The following is a 22,981-nucleotide window of genomic DNA, read 5'->3' as shown; positions in this document are numbered from 1 at the left end:
TTTACCGGACGCGACACCTTTGCAATCAGCAACATCGGCCGTCGGCATCACGACATTGAGAACACTTCAAGCGCCTTCGGCCAAACGACCACATAATGTTCTTCACCTACCGGCCTATATGCCGCGCGTACGTAGGCCCACCGCGCGTCAGTACCCAGTGATGTTTTCGCGTGCTGAAAGGCCTCTAGCGGTCGGTCGGTTTGGATAAAGATGTTCATCTCACCGGCGCCAAAATCGTGCCCGTCTACGACGCCGTATGTATCCAGGAAATCGGACTGAAGCAGATCCTCCATCGAGATGAGCACATCAAAGTCGTCCTCAGATGGTGCCGGCCACTGCAAAACGAGGATGTATTTCCGGATTCCCTGTTCGCTGGACATCGCACCACCCCGAGAATTCGCCATGCATGGAGTCTTTCACTTCTTGCCTCGACACTGATAGGTCCCCGAGGGCGGAGCAGCTCACCTGACTTGAAGTCGTCCGCTGAGGGATCCTCATGCGATCCCCGTCCGACGCGTTTCCCCAGAGTGCACGGCCATGCACTGCCATGCGTCCCCTCCTGAGATGATTTTGGAGTGGCAAACAATAGCTCCCTGCTCAGTGAGATTGAACGAAGTCTCCTCGACAGCGCCCCCACCGCCGACGTCCTTCGCAAGCTCATCGTGCTCGGAGGCCGCGCCGGATCCAGCGAGCTGCGGGACTGGGCCTCACGGGAGCTCCGAGGTTACCCTGGCGATGCGGATCTGCCCGACTATCGCAAAATCCCGGCAATGATCCAGATGGACGCAGTCGTGGGTCGCGGCCAGATCACCGGACAAATAATCGCGCCCGAACAACTGCCCGAATTCGTTCGGAAGGAAATCACGAATGAGGTGTCCTTCCACCAAGGGATCGGGGAGATTCAAGCGTTAATCTCCAACGGCGATTCCACCAAGAATGTGGTTCACTTCGCGCTGCCTGGAAGCCATCTCATCGCCGCGATGATCGACAAGGCGTCCGGAAACCCGTACCAGCACGTGACGAACATCTACTGGTCCGTCGGTACAGCAGCGCTCGAAGGGCTCGTCGACCAGGTCAAGACGCGCCTCGCTGAGCTGCTTGGAGAGCTGCGTGCCGCAACACCGGCAGCTGCAGAAGTGCCTACGGCTGCGCAAGCTGCAAATGCCCTCAACGTAGTCGTCCATGGCAAAGGCAACCGCGTCCAAGTTTCTCACGCACAAGACGGAAGCATCAGCTCGTCGGACGTCGGAACTGGGGATAAGCCCTCCGACAAGCCGTTCTGGACGGTCTCGAAGGCAGTCTGGAGTGCAGCGGTGGGTCTAGCAACCATCGCTGCAGCAGTCTTTGCATGGTGGGGACTCGGCCACAGCGGCGGGTAGCACCGCAAGGGGCACCGATAGGGATCCCTCACCGTCCACATTGTTATAACCAGTGGAGGCGACCGGGGTAGGGACCGGCTTACGGGCACGACGTGTCAACAATGGTTGTGCAGCCGCGGATCCAGAAATGGGACAAAGGCAGCCGGGCGCCGGGAATGATGCTTAAACGAAAGAGGGAGAAGACGTCCCCGCCTTCTCCCTCCGCAGGCCATGTCGCCTTCACTACCCCTCCCCGCCCAAACGGCGGAGCCGATAGCGGACGCATACCGAAGCGCTGTAGTCATTCGGTCTTGGCCACGCTAAAACGCTCGTTTCCACATCGACGCCGCGCACGTTACCCCGAGAGGCCTGCGACGCCTCCGTTTCCAGAAGCATTCGTTACATCTATTATCTCACACTTGCTTGACACTGTCAAATAGTAGGCGTACAATGCCGACAGTGACCTTTGTGAATGATACACACGTGCCTTTGGAAACCACTATGCATACCCTTTGTGAAGTGTTGAGAGTAGCCTTAGGAAAGGATAGTAGTGAGGACCTGTGATCGCTGTGAACACTGTTGAGGAAAACGTACCTGCGGCCGTCGCGCCGCCGCTGCTGCTCATGGGTGCGGGACTCCTTTACCCAACCCCCTCTGGCGTTTCGAAAGCTTCCCTGGACAGGGCGGACGAGATCGAAGACTGGGCCGGGCGGCGTGTAAGCGCCCCGGTCCGAAAGTGGTTTGTCCGATCGCTGGCCGGCGAGATCCCGATGCTTTCGGTGCTTTACTCAGGCCCGGACGGGGGAGGACGGTCGGGCTATGTAAGTATCAAAGTCCTTCTCAGTCTTCTGTGGAAAACATCAAAGCCCCCCTTCGAGACCGTTATGACCGCACCAGCGCTGGCTGAACTACTCGACCTGCCAGACCCCAGAGGCAACGGAGCCCGGCGAGTGAGGGATGCCCTGAAGGCCTTGGCAGCCGCCAACCTCATACGCTTAGTGCCACGCCCTGGGACGTCTCCTCTGATTCAACTGATGAACGAGACAGGAGACGGGGAGGAATACAGCCTCCCATCCACGTCCTATGTCCGGTCGCAGCTCAAAAAGCCGAACCAGGAGCCGGTGACAGATCCCAACCTCTACTTTCAGTTACCAGCAGAGCTGTGGACCGAGGGTTTCCTCCAGACACTCAAAGGCCCGGGTCTGGTGATGTTGCTGATCCTGCTCTCAGAGCAGGCGAACAAGAACGCAGTCTGGTTTTCCGGTACTGAGTTCATTGACCGTTACCGGATTTCTCCGTCCACTCGCACCAAAGGCACAAAGGAACTCGTAGACCTGGGCATGCTGACTCTAACGAGCGTTCCCTTGCCCGAGACCTGGGGCGGATCCACATTCGAGCAGCAGCGCCGCCGGTATGAATACCGGCTGAAGGGTGTGATCAATCAACTTCCCAACGGCGAGCCCGCGTCAACTGCGTCCATTACAGGCTGGCCAAAATCTACAGGCTGGCCAAAACCGGCAGACATTGAACCAGCGTCGCAAGCATCGGCGACGGTCAAGGTGAAGAAACGAAAAAGTCGCCGGCCGAAGAAGCGGGGCGGCGCGACGTAGTTTTAGCGTAGGTACTCGTTGGAATACTGGGCCGCTAGCTGTAATTGGTCCGTATTCTTCTCCATCACGAGTTCAAGTTCGGCTTCTGAGAAGCCAAGGGCATGTAGCAGATTGACCGTGACAACGGCGGCTGTTGTTGTCATAGCTGCGAAGAGGACTTCCAGCGAGTGTTTGGTGGTGTTCCCTGTGTGAGTGAGGTTGTTTCTGGCATCCCTTGTTACCTTGGCCCACTTTTCGGGGTCGGGCACCAGATTTCTCATGGTCTGAGCGCCGGGGCGGTTCGCAAGATCAAGCAGGCGCTTCTTGAGAGGGGGGTCATTGCGGGCTAGTAGTCCAGAGAGCCACTGCTTGCGTTCTACTGGGACAGCTTTCAATAGAACCGACTTCAGTTCTTTGAACTCTTCTTCCGGGATCGGTGGGTCCAGCTCAAGAGCTAGGTGGAATGCTTCTGCCGCGCCCACTACGGTCAGCAGTTGTGTTTCGAGGTAGCCGCCGGAGATGTAGCGAAGTCCTAGAAGCAAGTTGATGGCGGGCCGGAATCTGTCGCTGACTTCGAACCAGCGAGGCAGGACGCTTTCGAATTGAACGTCTGCAAGGGTAAAGAGCATTTGGTCATCACGAGGCGCCTTCGCCTCTGGGTCTCCCTTCACGATACTTTGACGGTAGACATCAACCGGCCATAGTCGTGAAGCGACATGGTTGTCGAGATCCTGGGTTGTCTGCGGAGGCAGGTAAAGGCGCTTCCACAGAACCCCGCACGCTGTGTTCGATGAGAATGACAGAAGGTCTTGCATATCTGAGATCATCCGGAGCAGGGTGTCCATCGGTTGCGGTTCGTGTGGTTCAAATCCGATTACCGCGGTATCAGCGATCTTTCTGTACACGCTTCCCGTCGTACGCCCAAAGGTGTCATAGGTATGGCCGTGAGTTAGTCGCGCCGTGGACCCTGAGAGTTGCGCGGTTAGCGTCTCCGCTGGTCCCTCGGCCTCGGCGTAGTCACGTTTGTGGAGAGTGGAATTTCCCGACCACACGCTTAGATTCTCGATAGACGCTTCAACGTGAGCAAAGACCGGCGCGCTTTTCTCACGTAGGTGGCACCCAACTAGTGCCGTTTGTGCCGAGACATTTTGCTTTCGTGGTCTGGTCGCACCAAATGACCGGAGCGTTGATGTGAGTGCGCAGTCAAGCAGGGTGAAAAGCTGGCCAGCGTCTTCTCCAAGAATGACAGGCCATATTACTTCCTCCCCCATGAATGCAATACCAGCGACCCCGACATCAGCAACGGCGCTCGTGTCGAAACCACCAAGCAAAAACAGCTGGAGACCATCAGGGGGAGAGTATCGCAAGGTCCCCGGAACCTTGGCATCTGGATCGTCTGGCAGCCACCACAACGCTTGCCACTCGTGCTCCTGATGCAGAAATGGGTCGTCTGCCATCCGTTTTCCCTCCGCTTCATCAAGAACTTCGGAGCCCACTATTCAGTCGAACGTACCAAGCCAAAAGGCGCAAGCGAGCAAGGCTCGGGCCGTGAAGGTAATTCGTCGTTCAATAATGGGCGATCCGGCGCTCAGCCAGGTACATCAACTAACCACATGGTCATTCGAACCTGATCGAGCAGCTCGCGGATTTCGCGAAGGTGACACCCTATGGAGTAAGTGCGGGCGGGCCGAGACATCGTGCCCGTAAGCCGGTCCCCCACCGGCCAGCCCGACACCTTTACGCCTTCCCTTCGAGAAGCTCTTATGCAGGCACTCTCTGATTCCCGTATGACCCGCCCGCAAAACTGCCCGGTGAAGGTGCCCTAAACGCTACACTCCAAGTCGTCACTAAACCCTAGGAATACGAGACGCCTCACCGATCCCGCGAATACAGCGGCGGCAATGCTCTAGCTTTCGCGGAATGACGTTGGGTTGGTCCGCGGCCAGCGATTCCCGTGACTATGCCTCGAAACCAGATCGGGTGCCCCTCCAGGTCCAACTCGGCAGCGACCGCATGGAACAGGTCATGCCACTAGCCTAAAGCTGCTGTTCCCACACGGTCAGTTGGAGCCGCACCAGCCCCGCGTCCGGGTCGACGGAACCGCCGTCGTCGGTCTGCAAGCCGACGACGGCGGCCGCGAGCCGCGCGCGGATGTTCACCGCGCGCTCCCTCACCGCGCGTTCCCCGCAGGCACCGGTTCCAACGATTCCGAACGCACCGGCGTCGCGAGCCCCAGGTTTTCGCGGAGGGTCGAGCCGATGTACTCCGTCGGGTACACGCCGCGTTCCTGCAGCCGGGGCACCAAGTGGTTCACGATATCGTCCAGGCCCGTGGGAATGAGCCACGGCGAGATGTTGAAGCCGTCCACGGCACCGACGCGGGCATACTCTGCCAAGGTGTCGGCCACAGCTGTGTAGGATCCCGTGAACGTCGCGTCCACCCTGGAAGTCCGGGAGCTCACGAACTGCCGGATGGACAGCCCTTTCTCCTTGGCCTCGGCACGCCACTCCTCGGCGAGTTGCCGGGCCTTGGCGCCGTGGAAGCCGCTCCCCCGCGTCTCGGAGGTCTCCTCCACCACCGGATCGATCTCCGGAAGCGGGCCATCGGGATCGTAGGCTGACAGCTCACGGCCCCAGAACTGCTCCAGGTATGCGACCGCTTGCTGTGGCCCGATCTGCAGGCTACGGACCCATTCCTTCTTTTCGCGGGCTCCCTCATCAGTGGCGCCAAGGATGAACTCGCTGGCCGGCATGATCTGGACGTCGTTGGCGCCCCGCCCGGCCGCCAGGGAACGCGAGACAATATCGGCACGGAACTGCACTGCGTCGTCGAACTTCGGGTGCGCCGAGAAGATGACATCGGCCTGTCGGGCAGCGAAGTCGCGCCCTTCCGGGGAATCGCCTGCTTGGAACAGCACTGGCCTGTACGGGGCGCTGCGCGGCAGTCGCGGCGTCACGTCCACGGAATAGTGCTGCCCGGAGTGGTGCACGCTCCGCGCATGCGACGGAGCCGCCCAGGACTCCGCGGAAACTGACGAGGAAACCGCTCCGTCCTCCCACGAACCCCAGATCTGCTTGGCCGTCTCCACGAAAGCTTCGGCATGGACGTAGCGATCGGCATGGTCCAGGTAGCCGCCCCGCCGGAAGTTGGCACCCGTCCAGGCGTTGTCCGTGGTCACGACGTTCCAGGCCGCGCGTCCGCCGGAGAGCAAGTCGAGCGAGGCGAGCCTGTGCGCGAGGTCGGCGGGAGCGTTGTACGTGGTGTTCTGCGTGGCCACGAGCCCGATGTGGGACGTCACCGACGCAAGCGCCGCCAGCATGGTCTGCGCGTCCGGCCTGCCCGCGACATCCAGGGCGTGCGGCCGTCCAAGGTGTTCCCGCAAGCGCAGGCCCTCACCCAGGAAGAAAGCCGCGAACAGCCCACGTTCGGCGGTCTGGGCGATCCTCCGGAACGACTCAAAGTCGGTCTGCGAACCGGATTCGGGCGCCTTCCAGATGGTGCCGGAGTTGACGCCCTGGAAGAAGATCCCAAACTGGATCTTTCCGCTCGACTGGAATTTAGCACGGCTGTGCTGTGTCATGTTCTCTCCTCAGTTTTCCGAGCCAACGACGGCGGCGGTCGCCTCTGCGCCCCGGCCCGCCGACGCGCCCACATGCCGGTAACGACTCACGGGACGCTCCAAACCCAACAACTCACGGAACGTGGCGCCCTGGACGACAGGCTTAAGCACCCCGCGGCGCCGAAGCTTGGGCAGCACCAACTGCGCCAGCTCTTCGAGTTCTACGTCCAGCACGGCCGGATGCAGCCGGATACCGTCGGCCACTGTAAGCAAGTCAGCAAGGAAGTCGACCAACTCCGCGGCTGTTCCAACGAAGCGCGCACGGGAACTGGACCACGAGGTAAACGCGTCCAGTTCGGCGAGCCGCGCCGAGGCACTTTGCCCGCGCGAGTCGAGGACGACGTCGAGCTCTGCCACTACCGCCGGGCCGCCCCCAATAACAGCCCTGCCCCCGTCACCGGCCCAGCGGGCACGCACCTCCGCAACCTCCGCGGCAAGGAGTTCGGGCGTCGGAGCGGACACCAGCACCACGTCGGCGGCCGAAGGAAGCAAGCCACTCTGCGCAATCACGGGCAACTGCCCCTGCAGCGGACGCGGAATGATCGAGGGGCCTTTCACCGAATACCCGGCCCCGGCGAAATCCGGCGGCGTCTCAAAATCGACGTAGTGCAGTTTGTCGACATCAAGGTACCGCCCGGTGGGGACGTCGCGGATCACGGCGTCGTCCTCCCAGGAATCCCAGAGCCGCCGGCTCACTTCCACCGAAGCCGCGGCCTCCTGCGGTAGCCCGGCGCCTTCAACAAAAGAGCGCCCGACGGCGGCAGCCTCCTCCGCGGACCTGCTCGCCGCGACGAGCCAACCCGCCCGTCCCCCCGAGACATAGTCCAGGCTCGCCAGCTGCGTCGAGATGTGGAAGGGCTCCGTGTAGACGGTGTCCGCCTCCGGAACCAGCACAATGGAACTCGTGACCGGCCCCGCGAACGCGGCCCGGTGCAGGGCGTTCAGGCGGCCCGCGACATCGCACCCCATCCCATCAGGCCTGGAATTCACCGGCCCATCGGCGAACGTCGCCACATGAAATCCCGCCGACTCCGCCGCCAGCACCGTGCTCCGGATCCGCGAACCGGTCAGCAGCTCATCCGGGGCGTGACGGGCCTTACGCCAGGCTGCGGGGTGGGCGCCGTCGCCGTCGAGTTCCAGGGCCAAGAATCCCCGCTGCCCCCCGCGAGAGTTTCCGCTCATTGTTGCTCCTGCCTTTCATAAGGAATCTGTTCGCCGGCTTCGATGGCCACGGTCAGCCGGTTTTCCGCGGGTGGGAGCGGGCAGGTGGCCAGGTCCGTGTACGCACACGGCAGGTTGACCGCACGGTTGAAATCGAGCAGCACAGATCCGTCCGCATCCGGGGTCACGGTGAGGGAGCGATTGGCCGCGTAGGTGGTCTTGCCGGAGGTCGCATCCGTGAACAACACCGAGAGCGTGCCCGGCGCATGTCCGTTGAAGGCCGTCAGGACCAGGTCCTGGCCCGCGAGCGTGAAATGGAGCTCACCGGGTGCCTCGTAGACGTGCTGGATGCCTTCGACGGCGGCGCCCACGGTGGTGGGTCGGGGAACCTCGAACGGCACGAACGTACCGGTCACGGCGAACGAAGCATCCGGCGCGTATGCCGGGGTACCGCGGTATTCATTGAGCAGCGGGTTCCCGGGGTGCCGCGGCCGGACGATGTACTCGCCGCCGCGCTTGGCGAGTTCGACGACGGCGTCCCCCGCCTTGAGGTTGATGCCGTCGCGTTCGGCGAGCGGGCCGAAAGTGACGGTGGCCCCGGCGTTGGCATTCAGTTCGTGGCCGTCCCTAAGCAGGCTTTCGCCGACCCCCAAAACCACGGTGACGACGTCGTTCCCCACACTCCAGGTGCCCGGCACCCCGTCCAGTGGAGCAGCTGCGCCGCCAGGCCGATGCGAATGCCCAAGCCAGTGCAGGTGGGTGACGGCCAGGAATCCGTGCGGATCGGCGCGGTGGCGCTCATGCGAGGCGTGCCATTCATTCCACGCGGCAGTGAATTCCGCAGCGGTGGACGTAGCCGTTTCAGTGGGCGTCGACATATTTCCTCCTGTGGTTGGCGTGGTCTGTGGTGACGGTTCCGGCTGCGTCCCATGACGTGGCGCCGGCGAATTCCGGGCGTCCCCCGTAGGGATCCGCGGACTCCCACAGCGTGGTGGGCGCGGCGGCGCGGACGGCCGGTATGACTTCGAGCGCGAACCGCTCCAGGATTTCCAGTTGTTGTTCGAAGGGCAGCGTGGTGGGCAAGGAAATGGATTGAAGATGGTGCCCGTAGAGCGAGTGGTAGCTCAGGATCTTGTCGATGACCTGCTCAGGGCTGCCCACCAGTGCAGGGCCTTCGGCCACGGCATGGTCGATGTCCCGGAACGGCGAATTGTTGCCCGGGACGTTGCGTCCAACCGTCAGGGCCTCGTAGACCGGCCCGAACTGGCGTTTCGCCTCTTGCGTGGTGTCCGCGATGAACACCCCGCCGGCGCCTGAACCGGAACCGAGGTACTGGTGGCGGGGATCGTGACCGTGGCGTTCGTATTCCTCGCGGTAGTGGTCGATCAGGATCTTGTAGTTCTCACGAGGCTGGATGGCGTTGGCGGTGAACAGGGGATCGCCCCATTGGGCGGCGAGCGCGGCCGAAGTCAGGGTTGTAGCCGAGCCGTGCCAAATCCGCGGCGAACCCGCGAAAGGACGCGGCGTCGTCGTCGTTGCTTCGGTCAACCCTGGCCGGAAACGGCCGGACCACGTGACGTTCTCCTCTCGCCACAGACGCCGCAAGAGCCCGTACTTCTCGGCAAGAAGCTCCCACTGATCATCCAGGGAGAGCCCGAACAACGGGTACTGCAGTACTTCGTTGCCCTTGCCGATCACCAGTTCCAGGCGCCCCCGGCTCAGTTGGTCGATCGTCGCGTAGTCTTCCGCCACCCGCACGGGATCCAGGACTGACAACACGGTGACGCCGGTCTGGAGCTTTATGCGGCTGGTGACGGCCGCGATCGCGGCGAGGACCGTCGTCGGGGACGATGAGATGAACTCACCGGCATGCCGCTCCCCCACTGCGAAACTGTCAAAACCAAGTTCCTCGGCCCTGCGGGCAGCTTCCACCACCTGGTTGAGTCGCTCCGCCGTCGAGACGATTTCCCCGGTCACCGGGTTCTTCAGGTGCGGGATGATGTCGAGTATCTGGAACTTCACTTCGCACCAGCCCCGAAAGTCGCCTCCGTGACGGTCTTCGACTCCGGCAGGGCTTCCTCCGCGAGGCCCCAGCGCTCCAGGACCTTGCCGTAGGAGCCGTCCTTGAAGGCCGAATTAAGGGCATCCGTGATGGCCGGAGCCAGGCCGTTGCCCTTGAGGGTGGTGGCCGCTACGAGGGTCTCGGACGGCCAACCGGCGTTGACCTTGCCTACCACCTTGAGGTCGTTCCGGGTGTTTTCCCGGTAGGACACGGACGGGTAGGGCGCAATGTTCAGGTCGGTCCGGCCGGAGGAGAGCGCAAGGATGGTGTCGGCGTCGGAGGAGTAGTACTGCAGGGTTGCCGGAGCCTTGCCACGGGATTCGAGGTCCTTATTCCAGGCCAGGAGGATCTTCTCCTGGTTGGTGCCCGAGCCCACCGAGACCTTCAGCCCGGAGATGTCGTCCGCGCCCTTGATGTTGTACGTGGACGATTTCTTGGCTTCAAAGCCCATGTACGCCGCACGGTATGTGGAGAAGTCGAACAGTTTCACCCGGTCCTTGTTAATGCCCACGTTCGAGAACACCGCTTCGAAATCCCCCGACTGGGTCTTGAGCGGCCAGTTCTCCCAGGAGGTGACCTGCACATCCAGGGCGAGCCCCAGCTTGTCGGCCACGAGCTGAGCGATGTCCACCTCCACGCCGATGGGCGTCTTGTTGTCCGTCGCGTAGAAGGACAGCGGGATGGATCCGGCCGTGGTGGCAACGGTCAGCTTGCCGTCCTTGCCGATCGCCGCCGGTACCGCGGCTGACGCGGCGGGATCCTTTTGCGCCCGGATACGGTTCTGCTCCGGCGAGGTGTTGTAGACGACGCCGTTGCGGGCCGCGCTTGCGGACGGGCTGGCACCGGCGGCCGACGCGCCGGGGTCGGAGCAAGCAGCGAGCGCCGGGAGTACGACGGCGGGCAGTACCGCGAGCGCCAGAAGTTTAGTTTTGATGCGTGGCATTTGGATGGTCCTCAGATGTTGAAAGCTGGTTCGATGACTTTGGAGAAGAAGCTGCGCGTCCGGGGTTCACGGGGATTGGCGAAGATCTCCTGGGGACTGCCTTGCTCCACGATCTGGCCGTCGTCCATGAAGACCACGGTGTCCGCCACATCCCGGGCGAAGCCCATTTCATGCGTGACGATGATCAACGTGGTGCCGGAAGTGGCGAGCTCGCGGATGACGTCCAGGACCTCGTTGACGAGTTCCGGATCCAACGCCGAAGTAGGTTCGTCGAAGAGCAGGATCTTGGGGTCGAGCGCCAGGGCGCGGGCAATGGCAACGCGCTGCTGCTGGCCGCCGGACAACTGCCGCGGATAGGCATCGGCCCGGTCCTTGAGGCCCACGCGGTCCAGGAGTTCCAGCGCACGCTTGCGCGCTTCGGCTTTGTTTCGGTGGAGCGCGACGACGGGAGCTTCAGTCACGTTCTCTAGTGCAGTGAGGTGCGGGAACAGGTTGAAGTTCTGGAACACCATCCCGATATCGGTGCGCTGTTTGAGGATGTCCTTTTCGCGCAGTTCGTGCAGTTTGTTCCCACGGACCTGGTAGCCCACCAACTGGCCGTCGATGGTGATGTACCCGCCGTCTGCCTTTTCCAGGTGGTTGATGGTCCGCAGGAGTGTGGATTTCCCGGAACCGGAGGGCCCCACGATCACTGCGACTCCGCCTGGCGGCACAGTAAGCGACACCCCCTTGAGGACTTCGGTGCCCCCAAAAGACTTGCGGACGTTGGTGATTTCCACGTGGCCGCGGGTTGCTGCAGTACTCATCGGATGTCCTTCGCTCGATCAAGGTTCACGCGGTCAAAATTCACAGCTGCGTGGGTGGCAAAGAACTTCCTGGCCTTCTGCAGCGGGGTGAGCGGCAGGTTGCGGACAGCGCCCTTCGAGTAGTGGCGCTCGATGTAGTACTGGAAGACGCTCAGCACCGAGGTAATGGCCACGTACCAGAGCGTCGCTACGAGGAGCAGGGGAAGGACCTGCTGGGTGCGGTTGTAGATGACCTGCACCGTGTAGAAGAGCTCCGAGTAGGCCAGGACGTAGACGATCGAGGTGCCCTTGACCAGCCCGATGATCTCATTGAAGGCCGTGGGCAGGATGGCCCGCATGGCCTGGGGCAACACGATCCTGGTGGAGCGTCGCCAGGCCGGAATACCCAGGGCTGCGGCTGCCTCGAGCTGGCCCTGGTCCACCGAGAGGATGCCGCCGCGGATGATCTCCGCCGAGTACGCGGCCTGGTTGAGGGTCAGGCCCAGGACGGCCGCCGCGAACTGGCTGATGAGCGTGGTGGTCTGGACCTCGAAGAAGCGGATATCCGTGAAGGGGATGCCCAAGCTGATTTTCTCGTAGAGGTAGCCAAGGTTGTACCAGAGCAGCATCTGCACCAACAACGGCGTGGAACGGAAGATCCATGAGAACGTCCAGGACACTGAGAGCAGCAGCGGCGATGCCGAGAGCCTCATGAGGGCCAGGATGAAGCCGAGGATAAAGCCGAGCGCGCCGGAGATGGCCGTCAGCTTGAGTGTCTCCAGGAGGCCGTTCACCACGGACTGCGCGGTGAACCATTTCGCCACCACGCCCCATTCCCAGCGCGGGTTCGTCGCGAGGGACCAGGCCACCGCGACGACGCCAAGCGCCACCAGCACGGTGCCCACCCAGCGCCATGGATGCCGGGCCGGGACCAGTTTGTAATCGGAGTAGTCGGCTGCGGGCCGGGCGACGGCATCCGGAGCGGCGGCACTCTGGGCGGCGGCCGCCGTCGGGCTTTCCGCTGCGGCGCTGGCGGGCGCCGGTTCCGGTGCAGATTGCTGTGCGGACTGCGCCACTGTGGTTGCTGCTGAACTCATGCGCCACCTCGCTTCGTATCGGTTGTTGGCTATCGGATGGCTGCCAATCTAGGGGCGTCTTCGAAGCGGCCGCAAGGCGGATTTTTGCACTTCTTCACGCGGCTTCATGGCGCTTCGCGCCGCTTCATATGGAGCCATATGAGTCCGTTTCTTGCGCTTGTTGACGCGCCGTGACGCGGAGTGAACGGCCGTTACCCGCGCCTCGACCGAACCCCTCCCGCATCCCTAGGCTCGGGTACCACCAGCCACCGCCAACAGGAGTTGCCATGCAGTCCGTTGCCCCCACCATCGTCTTCATTGGCGGTGGTCCACGCTCAGCCGGCATCCTCGAACGCCTCGCGGCCAACCGGCACGGACTCTTCGACGCCCCACTCTCCATCCAGGTCGTGGAGCCGCATGAACCCGGTTCCGGGAGGATCTGGCGCTATGACCAGAGCCCGGGACTCCTGCTCAACTCGACTGCCGCGGACGTCACGATGTTCACCGACAGTTCCGTGGCTTGCGAGGGACCCTCCGTCGACGGTCCGGGCCTGGCGACTTGGGCAGCCTGCGTGCTGGACGGTTCCATCCGCGATGTCCCGCAACTGGAGGCCCACCTCCTGGACCAGCTCCGGGCGCTGACACCGGCGTCGTTTCCCAGCCGCCAGCTGCAGAGCAAGTACCTTGAGTGGTTCTTCCGCCAGGCCGTCGCGGCGCTGGGACCAGACGCGGCGGTGACGGTCCACTGGGACACGGCCACCGCCGTCGAAGATTCACAGCTGCCCGACGGCGGTGCGCAGTACCGCGTTCAGCTCGCTTCCGGCGGGGTGCTGGAGGCGGACCTTGTGGTGTACTCGCTGGGCCACACAGACTCGCAGGTTGAGCCGGAATCGGCACGGCTCGCCGACTTCGCTGCCCGCCACGGAGGGTTCCACGCGGCGCCGTCGTACACCACCGACGTCGACTATTCAGCGATTTCCCCCGGCCAGGACGTCCTGGTCTCGGGCATGGGGCTTGCGTTCGTGGACCTGCTCGTGCTCTTGTTCGAGGGCCGCGGCGGCCGCTTCGAAGACAGGCCCGACGGCGGCCTGGACTATGTGCCGTCCGGCGCCGAACCGCGACTCTGGGCAGGTTCGCGCCGCGGAGTCCCTTTCCATTCCAAGATCTCCTCCACCCTGCACGGCGAGCCCGTCGGCGCCCCTCGGTACTTCACGTCGGCCGCCGTGGAATCGTTGCTCGCCGCCCACGACGAGCTGGATTTCCGCTCGCAACTCTGGCCGCTCATTGCGAAGGACGCCGGCCACGCCTACTATCGCGAACTCTTCACCGGCTATCCCGAGCGCGTCCAGGGCAGCTGGGACGAGTTCGAGGCACGATTCGATGGCCTGGATTGGTACAGCCGCGAACGCGAGGATCTCGTTGCCGCGGCCATCCCGGACACCGCTGTCCGCCTGGATCTCGAGGCTCTGGACCAACCCTTCAGCGGCTGCGCCTTCCCGGACCACGCCGCCGTGCAACGATCCGTGGTGAGCTACATCGAGCGCGACCTCCACCTCCGCACCAGCCCGGACCATTCGGAAACCTTGGCCTTGTTCACGGCCGTGCTCAGGGTCTATATGGAACTCGGCAGGCTAGTCCCCCAGGAACGGCTCAACTCACGCTCCCAGCAAGCGGTCCACGGCTGGTGGCACGGTTTCTTCAGCTTCGTGGACTCCGGCCCGCCGCCGCACCGCCTCCACGAAATCCTCGCCCTGCACCGGGCTGGATTGCTGCAGTTCCTTGGTCCGGGCACGTGGGTTCGCCCGGACGAGGCCAGCGGGCGCTTCGTTGCGGGCTCATTCCAATCGCCAGTGGTGGTGGACGCGGCGGCGTACATCGAGGCCAGGTTGCCGTCGCCGTCGGTAGCGCGATCGGCGAACCCCGCGTTGACGGACTTGCACGACGCCGGATGGGGCACCGAACAGTTGCTGCTCACCTCAGACGGTTCGCACTCCACGGGTAAGCTATTGGTGTCGAGTTCCCACGAGGTATTGGCTCCCGACGGCGGACGGCAGGCGGGACTTTTCGCCGTCGGACCGTGGACCTCGGGTTGGGGCGCCGGAGCGTTCGCGCGGCCCGGCACCAACGCAGCACCGTTCCGCGAGAATGACGCTCTGGCCCGCCGCCTTCTGTCCGAACTCTCAGCTCGTTCTCCCGCTGCCCTTACCGGAAAGGCCCTGACATGAGTTCCGTCGATATCTCCACCACTGCTGCGTTCGATGTCCTGAGCCTGCCCATGCGCGATCCGCGGGTCAAGCCACTCCTGGACGAACTCGCCGTCGAATACAGCACCCGGTACGGGGACCTTTTTGGCAGCGGAGGCGCGGCTGAGGAGCTCAACAGATACCCGGCCGGCGAGTTTGCCGCACCCCACGGCGCCCTGCTCATCCTGCAGGAGAACGGCGAAACTGTGGCGGGCGGGGCATTCCGCCGCTACGACTACCGCACCGCAGAGCTCAAGCGGATCTGGACGCATTCGACACACCGCCGTCGTGGGCTGGCCCGGGTGGTTCTCGCGGAACTGGAGGCCGAGGCCGCCCGGCGCGGCTACCGCCGGATCTACCTGACCACCGGTCCGCGGCAGCCCGAAGCCAAGAACCTGTACCTGGCCACGGGCTACACCCCGCTGTTCGACCTCGACGCCGATCCTGAAGAAATCAAGCACTTGGCGTTCTCGAAGGACCTGGCTTCCAACGAAACGTGAAATCGTCTGGGTTGCTACACCACGGCCAGGCGCGCTGCGGCTTCAATCCGGGCCCGGTGTGCGGCCCATTCTTCGGTGCTTCGCTGCGACAAGTTCAGGTCCCCGGGGCCTTTCCCGGCCGAGCCGTCGATAAGCTCACGAAGGATGTCGGCATGCCCCAAGTGCTGGGCTGTCTCGACGCACATGTGGACCAGGATCTGATGGAGCGTCCCGCGGCGCCGTTCTTCTGACCACCACGGCACTTCCCCTGGAGCATCGAGGGGCAGTGCCTCGATGGTTGCATCGCTGTGCTCGGCAGAGAAGAGGTGCAGTTCGATGATCTCCTCCCGGGTCTCTTCCTCCGGAACCCACAGGTCAGCGTCCGCTTCGGCATCGTCGGCAAGCCATGGCAGGTCCTTGCCGCTGGGCCGGCCAAAGACCTCTCCGAAGTACTCGAGCTCCACGCTGGCCACATGCTTCACGAGCCCCAGAAGGTTGGTGCCGGTCGGAGTCATGGGCCGGCGGACGTCGTATTCGTCTAGTCCGTCGAGCTTGGCGAGGAGTTCGCCCCGACGGGAACGCAGGTATTTGAGCAAAATCGCTTTCTCATCCATGGCCGGCACTATACCGTTGCCGTCGCCCGCGTGTACCGTCTGTGCATGGCAAAGCTGATCTACGCGGGGATCATGTCCCTGGACGGCTACACCGCCGATGCCAACGGGAAGTTCGATTGGAGCATGCCCGACGAAGAAGTGCACAGCTTCGTCAATGACCTTGAGCGGCCGATCGGCACCTATCTGTACGGGAGGCGGATGTACGAGGTCATGTCCGCGTGGGAGGACATGACCCTTTCCGAGGAGCCGCCCGTCATGCGGGACTATGCCGAGATATGGCGTGCCGCGGACAAGATTGTGTACTCCACCAGCTTGGAGAGTCCGTCCACCGCCAGGACGCGTATTGAGCGCGAGTTCGACGCCGGAGCCGTCCGGTCTCTGAAAGAGTCGTCAGAGCAGGACATGTCCATTGGTGGCACCGTTCTTGCAGCCCAGGCAATTAAAGCCGGCCTGGTTGACGAGTTCTGTCTCTTCCTCACGCCGGTGGTCGTCGGAGGCGGCAAACAATTCCTCCCCGACGGCGTAGGGATGACCCTTGAGCTGCTGGATGAGCGTCGCTTTGGCAACGGCGTCGTCTACCTCCGGTACGCCAAGCGTGCATGAAGAGCATGGCACGGTCCCTTGGCACGCAGCTCGGCCGGGAATTGCTCCGCGGAGCATTCGGAACCTCATCGCGTCGGCGCCACTGAAACGGAGCTGCCGCCCGCCGTCGGGCCCTTCCCCAGCATGTCCTTGCGTCACGTGAGGGGAAGGATGCCTAAGTAATGCGGACCCTGCAGGTAACGTAAAGGGCGTGCAGTTGAGTCAAGCGTTGGTCAAGACCGCGGCCGGGTGGCTGCTCGGTCTGATGCTTGCTGTGGCCGCTGCGATCGTCTCCATCAACCTCGTGAGCAATTCCGCAGCCAGTCCGCAGCAGCAAGTTCGCGAATATTTAGGAGCCCTCCAGAAGGGGCATGGCGGGGAAGCCCTCGGGCTTCTGCACGCCTCCGCGCCCAACGCCAACGCCGCCATGCTGGACGGTACCGCCCTTCAGACGGCAGCGTCGAAGATTACCGATGTCAAGCTCGGCAACGCGGAATCCCGCGGAGGCAACCGAGTGTCGGTCCCCATGGACTACCAGATGGACGGCAAGGCACTGCACTCGGATTTCCTGCTGGAACGTACAGGCACCGAGTGGCTGTTCTTCGGCAAATGGTCCTTCGTGCCGTCATCCCTGCCGACTATCGAGGTGACCGTAGTCAACGCCAGCGAGGCCACCCTGAACGGCGTCCCGGTGAACTTGCCCAATGGGCGCAACAGCTTTGCCGTGTTTTACCCTGGCCAATACGAGGCAAGCCTCACAGGCAAATACTTCTCGGCACCGCCCGCCAGCACCTCAGTGACCACCGGCACTTCGCCCCAGGCACCCCTCAACCTCCTGACGAAGCCCACGGACGCCATGACCAAGGTGGTCAGCGACAGGGTCAAGGAATTCCTGGACAACTGCGCCGCCGAGGCCACCAAGCAGCAAAAGCTCCAGCCCGACTGCCCGTTCTACCACGTCACCAACAGCCGCGTGGTGGACGGCACAATCAAGTGGCAAATCACGGAGTACCCCAAAGTCAGCATCGATCCTTTTGACGGCCAATGGGTGGTGGCACCCCTCAACGGCAAGGCCCGGGTAACCGCCCGCGAAATCGACCTCTTCAGTGGATTGGTCGGTGACCTCAACGCGGTCCACGATTTCAGCTTCACCACGCGGTTGGACATCGGCACCGACACCATCACGGTCACCCCGCTGGTGAGCTTCTAGGGGCAGGCGGCGCCGTCAAGCGGGCAGGCGTCACAGAGCGCACGTTTTTGGCCGTGACCGACTCCCGAACCCCTGGGTTTCCGGGGTTGCCCCCGACGCTGGGCGCTAAAAAGTTGCTCAGCGTGACACCCTACGGCCAGGCCAGCCCCGCCTAGTCCATCCCGCGCAGGTCAAGAACCAACTCGGTATCGCCGTCTGCCTGCAAAACCACGGGGATCCCCCAGTCCTGCTGGTACAAGTGGCACGCGGCGTGGTCCGGGATTTCGCCGTCCTCAGTCTCGGGTCCATCACACGCGGCCGCGCGGGCCGTGATGTGGAGGATCCCCTCTGGCACATCCGCGGACAATTCCAAGGTCCGCAGCAGCCCCACGGACGTGCCGCCGCCGGAAAGCAGCAGCTCGGGCGGAGTCGACGAGATCTTCAGCTGTGTGGGGTCGCCCCAGCGGTCGTCGAGCTTCTGGCCGGTAGGGGCCGTGAAGCGCACGGTGAGCTCCAGCTTTCCCGGCGCCACAGGGCTCTTTGGCCGCTGCGTCTGGGAGGCACCCTCGTCAACCTGCTGGGCTTCCTTGGGGATGGGGACCAAAACCAGTTGGTGCTTGTTGGATTCGACCACCACCAGCAACGGTTCCCCGCTTTCCGGGTAGACCACGACGACGTCGCTCGGCTCGGCCAGTCCCCTCGCCAAAGTGGACACCGTCTTAGTCGCGGGGTCGTAGCGCCTCACGGCGCCGTTGTAGGTGTCTGCGATGGCCACGGACCCATCAGGGAGCACTGTGACGCCCAAGGGGTGCTGCAGGCGCGCCCCGGGGGCTTTGCCGTCCCGGAAGCCGAAATCGAACAGGCCCTTACCGACGGCCGACTCAACGGTTACACCGGTTTCGCCAAGAACCAGTCGACGCAATGCCGAAGTCTCGGAGTCGGCCACCCAGATGTTGTGGTCCGCATCCACGGCCAGCCCGGAAGGCTGGGCGAACCAGGCTTCCTCGGCAGCACCGTCAAGCAAGCCTTCAAGGCCCGAGCCAGCCAAGATGGACACCTCGCCGCTCAAAGGCTCGAAAGCGAAGATCTGATGGGTACCGGCCATGGCGATGACAACGCGTTGCAGCTTCTCGCTCCACACCACGTCCCACGGCGAGGAGAGGGACACCCCGGTCCCAAGACCCAGCACCCCGACGTCGAGGGCGTCGGCCGCGAAGTCAGCCGGACCGGCGTCGTGGTGTTCAGCCCAAACGCCGGCGCCACTTTCCGTGACGCGGGCCGGGCCGGCGTCGAGCAGTCGCTGCACTCCGTTGCCGGCAACTGTCTGTACATAACCCGAGCTGAGCGTGACGCCGCGGAGGCGGTGGTTCACGGTGTCCGCGACCACTGCTTCGTACCCGAGCTGCCACGCCAGCGACGACGGAAGCACCGCGACGCCCTGCGGCTCGTTGAACTGGGCGATTTCGGCGGCGCCGTCCAGGTAGCCCTTTGTGCCCGAGCCAATGACGCGTTCCACGGTCTCAAGGTCCGGGCGCAGTTCCACGAGGCGGTGGTGGCCGGAATCGACTACCAGGTAATTGCCGTTAGCCAGCTGGGTCGCCTTGCCAGGGAAGCGCAGGGTGCCCGACGTCGGGACGGGAGCCACGTACGGACCGTCACCGCGGTGGAGGGTCCCCTTGGCTTCGTGCTCGGCAACAAGCTCCTCAAGGAGCACCGCGAGGCCGTCTGCGTGGCCCTCACCAGAGAGGTGCGCCACGATGTAGCCCTCGGGATCCACTACCACCAGCGTGGGCCAGGCGCGGGCCGTGTAGGCCTTCCACGTGGCGAGCTCGGGATCGTCCAGGACAGGGTGGTGGATTTCGTAGCGCTCCACGGCCGAGGCCAGAGCGACGGGATCGGCTTCGTGCTCGAACTTGGGAGAGTGCACGCCAACCGTCACCAGGACGTCAGAGTATTTCTCCTCAAGCGGACGCAGCTCGTCCAGGACATGCAGGCAGTTGATGCAGCAGAAGGTCCAGAAGTCCAACAGCACGATTTTACCGCGCAACGCTTCCAGGTCCAGGGACTTCCCGCCGGTGTTGAGCCAGCCACGGCCCACCAGCTCAGAGGCGCGGACACGCAGTTGGGTGCGTACGGTTTCGCTCATCAGCGTCCTTCCAGATTGGTTTTGCTTTCGGGGCGATTGGAGCCCCGATCAGGCAGTTTGGCATCGCGGTCTGCAAGCCGCGCAAACATATCGTTGTAAGCATTGAGATCGGCGTCATTATTCCTGTCGGCAGCACGGTCGGTGCGTTTGGTCTCACGCTCGTCCGAGCGCGACCACATGACCGCGACGCCGATCGCCACCAGCAGCGTGGGGACTTCACCAATCCCCCACGCAACGGCCCCGCCCATCTGCTGGTCTGCTAGGGCCGAAAGCCCCCAGGTCCGGCCGAGGTTGCCGAAGTAGTCGGCAGCGAGGAGCCCGGTACCACCCATGATCGACACACCGAAGAAGGCGTGGAAGGCCATGGTGGCCAGCAGGAGAAGCAGCCGCATGGGGTAGGGCGCCCGGCGCGGCAAGGGGTCCGTGCCGAGCATCGTGAGGACAAAGATGTAACCGGTCAGCAAGAAGTGCAGGTTCATGAGCTCATGGCCCACGTGCTCGCGCATTGCCCAGTCGAACGCGTCCGAGAAGTAGAACAGGACGATTGATCCGGCAAAGTTCGCGGCAGCAAACAGCGGGTGGGTCACCACCTGGGAGAACTTCGAGTGCACAAACACCAAGATCCACTCACGAAGTCCGCGGGAGCCATCCCCGCGCGATCCTTCGCCGCGGGACGGTAGTGCACGCAATGCCAAGGTCACCGGCGAACCGAGCACCAAGAAGAGCGGAGCCACCATAGTCAGCGCCATGTGGTCCACCATGTGGGCGGAGAACATCACACGCCCATAGACCGATGGCGGACCGGACGTGATGTAGGTCAGGACAGCCAGGCCGATGATCCAGTTCACGGCCCGGAACCAGGACCAGGAGTCTCCGCGCCGGCGGACCTTCACCACGCCTAGGATGTAGCTCACCGCGCCGAAGAGGGCCACAGCTACCCAGAGCCAGTCGAGCCGCCATTCCGTCAGCCAGCGGGCGGGGGTCAGCTCGGGCGGCAACTCGTAACCGGACAGGACAAAGGCCGGCGAAGCGTCGGGCGCATAGGTGGTGGGCAAAGGCGGTGCCGAACTGGCCAGCGCGACGGCGAGTCCCGACGTCGCGCCCATCACCAGCAGTTCAACCAACACAAGCTGCCACAGCACGCGACGCGTGGTCATGGACTTGCGGCCCAGCTGCGGGATCACCCACTGGCGGTGCATGAAACCAATGCCGCCGAGGACAACAGTGGCCAGCGCCTTCGCCAGGATGATCTGCCCATAGGGGGTGCCGACCAAGGCCGAAAAGCTGGTAACCCGAATGCTCGCGTTGACAACACCCGAGGCGAAGACCAGTACGAAGGCAAAGCCTGCCAAGGCGGAGAAACGGCGGAGGGTCTGCTCGGTAATGTCCTTGGTGCCCGACGCCTTGGAGCCCCGCAGGATGCCCGAGAGGACCGCGAGCATAATGATGCCGCCCACCCAGGTGGACACACCCACCAAGTGGAGTCCAAGAGAGTTGATGGCGCCTTCATGGTCGCTGGAACTCGCGGAGTGGCCGATCAGTGCGCTCGGCACCAGGCCGCCCAAGGCCAAGACCAGCGTCAACGCAAGTCCTGCCAACGAGCGGACGCCGAACAGCGCCGTCGTGACAATCGCCGCGATGATGGTCACGGCGAGCCATGCCTGGCCCGTCTGGATGTCGGTCATGAAGTAGACCAGCGAGGCAGTGAACTCCGGGGTGCCCGAGAGGCTCTGGCCCGCGACATCGGCGTACGTGAGGACAAGGACCGCGACGGCGGAAAGCGTCCAGGCAGCGCCTGCTGCTGCTGCGACGGCCAAGGCACGGGTGAACGCGGGATGCTCAGCGGCGTCGTCGCCTTTACCTCGGGACGTGTGTTTGGGAAGGATGCCGACGGCGAAGATCAGCCCGCCGATCACGGTCGCCAAGGACACGTTATGGACGGCTTTGGCCACCGGTAGTCCCCAGCGGACCAGCACACCGGGATCAGAGACCTGCCGGCCGGCCGCGGCGCCGGAGAAGATCAGTGCGGCCGCGAGGGCCAGGAAGAGCGCAGCGAAGCCTGCCAGCTGCCACGGCAATCCGATCCCTTCCACGGCAGCACCATCCTTGGTTCCCGGCTTGGACGCGGGCGAAGGGGCGGTGGCGGGAGTTTTGGCAGATGGCACCTATCCATTGTCCGCTAACGTTGGCGGCGCAGCGAATCGACCGGGTTAAAGCAGAAAGGCGGCAACCCACAGGTTGCCGCCTTTCCGAGGCGTTCGCCGAAGTGTCTTACTTCTTGGCGACAGCTGCCTTCAGCTTGGAGCCAGCGGTCAGCTTGACGCTGTGGCCAGCGGCAATCTGGATGGTCTCGCCGGTCTGCGGGTTGCGGCCCGTGCGGGCTGCGCGGTCGGTGCGCTCGATTGCGAGCCAGCCCGGAATGGTGATCTTTTCGCCAGCGGCGACGGAAGTCTCGAAAACTTCGAACAGTGCATCGAGAACGGAGTTGACGGCGGCCTGGCTGGTGCCAGCCTTGCCAGCTACCTCGGAAACCAATTCGCTACGGTTCTTAGCCATTTGTGTCCTCCTGGACTTTACGATTTTGGAGCTCACGCACGGCATGCGCGCGAGCCACTGTTCGAAAACTTACCAGCTTGGAGGGACGAGGCCAGCAAATTCCGCGTGTTTCCGCGCTTTTTTGACCAAATTCACCCGATTTCGGGCGCTTTTGGGGGCCAATTCCGCCGCGGGCGAACTCCCGGACCCCCGACGCTCGCTCACTTATGTGGCCTTCTGGCCGGACGCTCCTGCAGTTTTGGGGCCTTCCGGCCGGACGCTCGCTCACCTATGGCGGGTCCTGACGGGACGCTCCTGCAGTTTTTGGGTGCCGGGGTGCCGGGGTGCCGGTCAGGTAGGGGTCCGCCCACATGTGAAGGAGCGTTCGTGGGGGGTGCCCACATGTGAAGGAGCGTCCGGGATTTCCCGCGTGGATGTGATGGGGGTGCGGGGTTTCCGGCGTGGATGTGGTGGGGCGTCCGGTGGTGGGGTGTGTGTTTAAATGCGGGAGACCCCCCGACCATGGTGGTGGTTGGGGGGTCTCGACCTGAATGGTTGTCCGGCGGTGTCCTACTCTCCCACACCCTCCCGGGTGCAGTA

At 63.5% G+C, this 22,981-nt stretch carries 20 protein-coding genes; 6 read left to right on the top strand and 14 right to left on the bottom strand.

The genetic code is table 11. The annotated features are described in order from the left end of the window. Positions 1 to 47: 47 nt before the first annotated feature. A complete protein-coding gene (locus OOZ51_RS19460) occupies positions 48 to 404 on the bottom strand; it encodes a hypothetical protein (protein ID WP_265981416.1) in 357 nt (118 codons plus the stop codon). A 171-nt stretch (positions 405 to 575) separates the two neighbouring features. Here OOZ51_RS19460 and OOZ51_RS19455 point away from each other — a divergent pair, with 171 nt between their 5' ends. Further along, positions 576 to 1,379 (top strand): AbiTii domain-containing protein, encoded by an 804-nt coding sequence (locus OOZ51_RS19455; RefSeq protein WP_265981415.1) that lies wholly within the window; start codon positions 576 to 578, stop codon positions 1,377 to 1,379. Between the two features lie 539 nt (positions 1,380 to 1,918). After that, positions 1,919 to 2,968: a hypothetical protein gene (locus OOZ51_RS19450; protein ID WP_265981413.1), complete on the top strand. Its 1,050-nt coding sequence runs from the start codon at positions 1,919 to 1,921 to the stop codon at positions 2,966 to 2,968. A gap of 2 nt (positions 2,969 to 2,970) precedes the next feature. On the opposite strand, the gene OOZ51_RS19445 is transcribed toward OOZ51_RS19450, so the two are convergent. From OOZ51_RS19445 to OOZ51_RS19405, 9 genes are all read right to left on the bottom strand, one after another. Next, on the bottom strand, positions 2,971 to 4,404 hold the full coding sequence (locus OOZ51_RS19445; protein ID WP_265981412.1) for an ApeA N-terminal domain 1-containing protein: 1,434 nt from the start codon (positions 4,402 to 4,404) through the stop codon (positions 2,971 to 2,973). Positions 4,405 to 4,983: 579 nt separating this feature from the next. Beyond that, positions 4,984 to 5,106, bottom strand: coding sequence for a hypothetical protein (locus tag OOZ51_RS19440; RefSeq protein WP_265981411.1), 123 nt, complete (start codon positions 5,104 to 5,106; stop codon positions 4,984 to 4,986). Positions 5,107 to 5,117: 11 nt separating this feature from the next. Then, the gene (locus OOZ51_RS19435) at positions 5,118 to 6,527 is read right to left on the bottom strand and encodes an NtaA/DmoA family FMN-dependent monooxygenase (protein ID WP_265981410.1); all 1,410 of its coding nucleotides are present in this window, start codon (positions 6,525 to 6,527) and stop codon (positions 5,118 to 5,120) included. Positions 6,528 to 6,536: 9 nt separating this feature from the next. Beyond that, positions 6,537 to 7,748, bottom strand: coding sequence for an LLM class flavin-dependent oxidoreductase (locus tag OOZ51_RS19430; protein WP_265981409.1), 1,212 nt, complete (start codon positions 7,746 to 7,748; stop codon positions 6,537 to 6,539). After that, positions 7,745 to 8,605, bottom strand: a complete 861-nt coding sequence (locus OOZ51_RS19425; RefSeq protein ID WP_265981408.1) for a DUF1684 domain-containing protein — start codon at positions 8,603 to 8,605, stop codon at positions 7,745 to 7,747. The genes OOZ51_RS19430 and OOZ51_RS19425 overlap by 4 nt, the downstream gene beginning before the upstream one ends. After that, positions 8,589 to 9,749, bottom strand: a complete 1,161-nt coding sequence (locus OOZ51_RS19420; RefSeq protein WP_265981407.1) for an LLM class flavin-dependent oxidoreductase — start codon at positions 9,747 to 9,749, stop codon at positions 8,589 to 8,591. The genes OOZ51_RS19425 and OOZ51_RS19420 overlap by 17 nt, the downstream gene beginning before the upstream one ends. After that, entirely contained in the window at positions 9,746 to 10,732 is a 987-nt protein-coding gene (locus OOZ51_RS19415) for an ABC transporter substrate-binding protein (RefSeq protein WP_265981406.1), read from the bottom strand. Before OOZ51_RS19415 ends, OOZ51_RS19420 begins: the two co-directional genes overlap by 4 nt. A gap of 11 nt (positions 10,733 to 10,743) precedes the next feature. Then, a complete protein-coding gene (locus OOZ51_RS19410) occupies positions 10,744 to 11,538 on the bottom strand; it encodes an amino acid ABC transporter ATP-binding protein (RefSeq protein ID WP_265981405.1) in 795 nt (264 codons plus the stop codon). Next, a complete protein-coding gene (locus tag OOZ51_RS19405; protein ID WP_265981404.1) occupies positions 11,535 to 12,614 on the bottom strand; it encodes an amino acid ABC transporter permease in 1,080 nt (359 codons plus the stop codon). Before OOZ51_RS19405 ends, OOZ51_RS19410 begins: the two co-directional genes overlap by 4 nt. A gap of 266 nt (positions 12,615 to 12,880) precedes the next feature. Between OOZ51_RS19405 and OOZ51_RS19400 the strand changes: the two genes are divergently transcribed. Together OOZ51_RS19400 and OOZ51_RS19395 are read left to right on the top strand one after the other, a co-directional pair. Continuing rightward, positions 12,881 to 14,818 (top strand): FAD/NAD(P)-binding protein, encoded by a 1,938-nt coding sequence (locus OOZ51_RS19400; protein WP_265981403.1) that lies wholly within the window; start codon positions 12,881 to 12,883, stop codon positions 14,816 to 14,818. Continuing rightward, positions 14,815 to 15,336 (top strand): GNAT family N-acetyltransferase, encoded by a 522-nt coding sequence (locus OOZ51_RS19395; protein ID WP_265981402.1) that lies wholly within the window; start codon positions 14,815 to 14,817, stop codon positions 15,334 to 15,336. The genes OOZ51_RS19400 and OOZ51_RS19395 overlap by 4 nt, the downstream gene beginning before the upstream one ends. Positions 15,337 to 15,350: 14 nt before the next feature. On the opposite strand, the gene OOZ51_RS19390 is transcribed toward OOZ51_RS19395, so the two are convergent. Continuing rightward, entirely contained in the window at positions 15,351 to 15,929 is a 579-nt protein-coding gene (locus tag OOZ51_RS19390) for a DinB family protein (RefSeq protein WP_265981400.1), read from the bottom strand. 45 nt (positions 15,930 to 15,974) lie between these two features. Here OOZ51_RS19390 and OOZ51_RS19385 point away from each other — a divergent pair, with 45 nt between their 5' ends. After that, positions 15,975 to 16,532 (top strand): dihydrofolate reductase family protein, encoded by a 558-nt coding sequence (locus OOZ51_RS19385; RefSeq protein WP_265981399.1) that lies wholly within the window; start codon positions 15,975 to 15,977, stop codon positions 16,530 to 16,532. Between the two features lie 196 nt (positions 16,533 to 16,728). Beyond that, positions 16,729 to 17,721: a hypothetical protein gene (locus OOZ51_RS19380; protein WP_265981428.1), complete on the top strand. Its 993-nt coding sequence runs from the start codon at positions 16,729 to 16,731 to the stop codon at positions 17,719 to 17,721. Positions 17,722 to 17,872: 151 nt separating this feature from the next. Here OOZ51_RS19380 and OOZ51_RS19375 read toward each other — a convergent pair whose 3' ends face one another. The 3 genes from OOZ51_RS19375 to OOZ51_RS19365 all read right to left on the bottom strand — a co-directional run bounded on the left by OOZ51_RS19375 (position 17,873) and on the right by OOZ51_RS19365 (position 22,402). Further along, on the bottom strand, positions 17,873 to 19,846 hold the full coding sequence (locus OOZ51_RS19375) for an NHL domain-containing thioredoxin family protein (protein WP_265981398.1): 1,974 nt from the start codon (positions 19,844 to 19,846) through the stop codon (positions 17,873 to 17,875). Beyond that, on the bottom strand, positions 19,846 to 22,011 hold the full coding sequence (locus OOZ51_RS19370; RefSeq protein WP_265981397.1) for a bifunctional copper resistance protein CopD/cytochrome c oxidase assembly protein: 2,166 nt from the start codon (positions 22,009 to 22,011) through the stop codon (positions 19,846 to 19,848). Before OOZ51_RS19370 ends, OOZ51_RS19375 begins: the two co-directional genes overlap by 1 nt. Before the next feature lie 106 nt (positions 22,012 to 22,117). Further along, entirely contained in the window at positions 22,118 to 22,402 is a 285-nt protein-coding gene (locus OOZ51_RS19365) for an HU family DNA-binding protein (RefSeq protein ID WP_184739845.1), read from the bottom strand. Between the last annotated feature and the right edge of the window lie 579 nt (positions 22,403 to 22,981).

It is taken from the genome of Arthrobacter rhizophilus (assembly GCF_026241105.1).
Classification (GTDB): domain Bacteria; phylum Actinomycetota; class Actinomycetes; order Actinomycetales; family Micrococcaceae; genus Arthrobacter.
The sequence above is the reverse complement of the archived record's forward strand: the minus strand, read 5'-3'. Positions and strand labels throughout refer to the sequence as shown.

What these genes read in the sequence shown, in the direction of transcription:
- OOZ51_RS19435 (WP_265981410.1), bottom strand. Translation starts at nt 6,527, where the DNA reads ATGACACAGCACAGCCGTGCTAAATTCCAGTCGAGCGGAAAGATCCAG.
- OOZ51_RS19410 (WP_265981405.1), bottom strand. Translation starts at nt 11,538, where the DNA reads ATGAGTACTGCAGCAACCCGCGGCCACGTGGAAATCACCAACGTCCGC.
- OOZ51_RS19365 (WP_184739845.1), bottom strand. Translation starts at nt 22,402, where the DNA reads ATGGCTAAGAACCGTAGCGAATTGGTTTCCGAGGTAGCTGGCAAGGCT.
- OOZ51_RS19395 (WP_265981402.1), top strand. Translation starts at nt 14,815, where the DNA reads ATGAGTTCCGTCGATATCTCCACCACTGCTGCGTTCGATGTCCTGAGC.
- OOZ51_RS19405 (WP_265981404.1), bottom strand. Translation starts at nt 12,614, where the DNA reads ATGAGTTCAGCAGCAACCACAGTGGCGCAGTCCGCACAGCAATCTGCA.
- OOZ51_RS19425 (WP_265981408.1), bottom strand. Translation starts at nt 8,605, where the DNA reads ATGTCGACGCCCACTGAAACGGCTACGTCCACCGCTGCGGAATTCACT.
- OOZ51_RS19390 (WP_265981400.1), bottom strand. Translation starts at nt 15,929, where the DNA reads ATGGATGAGAAAGCGATTTTGCTCAAATACCTGCGTTCCCGTCGGGGC.
- OOZ51_RS19445 (WP_265981412.1), bottom strand. Translation starts at nt 4,404, where the DNA reads ATGGCAGACGACCCATTTCTGCATCAGGAGCACGAGTGGCAAGCGTTG.
- OOZ51_RS19430 (WP_265981409.1), bottom strand. Translation starts at nt 7,748, where the DNA reads ATGAGCGGAAACTCTCGCGGGGGGCAGCGGGGATTCTTGGCCCTGGAA.
- OOZ51_RS19375 (WP_265981398.1), bottom strand. Translation starts at nt 19,846, where the DNA reads ATGAGCGAAACCGTACGCACCCAACTGCGTGTCCGCGCCTCTGAGCTG.
- OOZ51_RS19400 (WP_265981403.1), top strand. Translation starts at nt 12,881, where the DNA reads ATGCAGTCCGTTGCCCCCACCATCGTCTTCATTGGCGGTGGTCCACGC.
- OOZ51_RS19415 (WP_265981406.1), bottom strand. Translation starts at nt 10,732, where the DNA reads ATGCCACGCATCAAAACTAAACTTCTGGCGCTCGCGGTACTGCCCGCC.
- OOZ51_RS19385 (WP_265981399.1), top strand. Translation starts at nt 15,975, where the DNA reads ATGGCAAAGCTGATCTACGCGGGGATCATGTCCCTGGACGGCTACACC.
- OOZ51_RS19460 (WP_265981416.1), bottom strand. Translation starts at nt 404, where the DNA reads ATGGCGAATTCTCGGGGTGGTGCGATGTCCAGCGAACAGGGAATCCGG.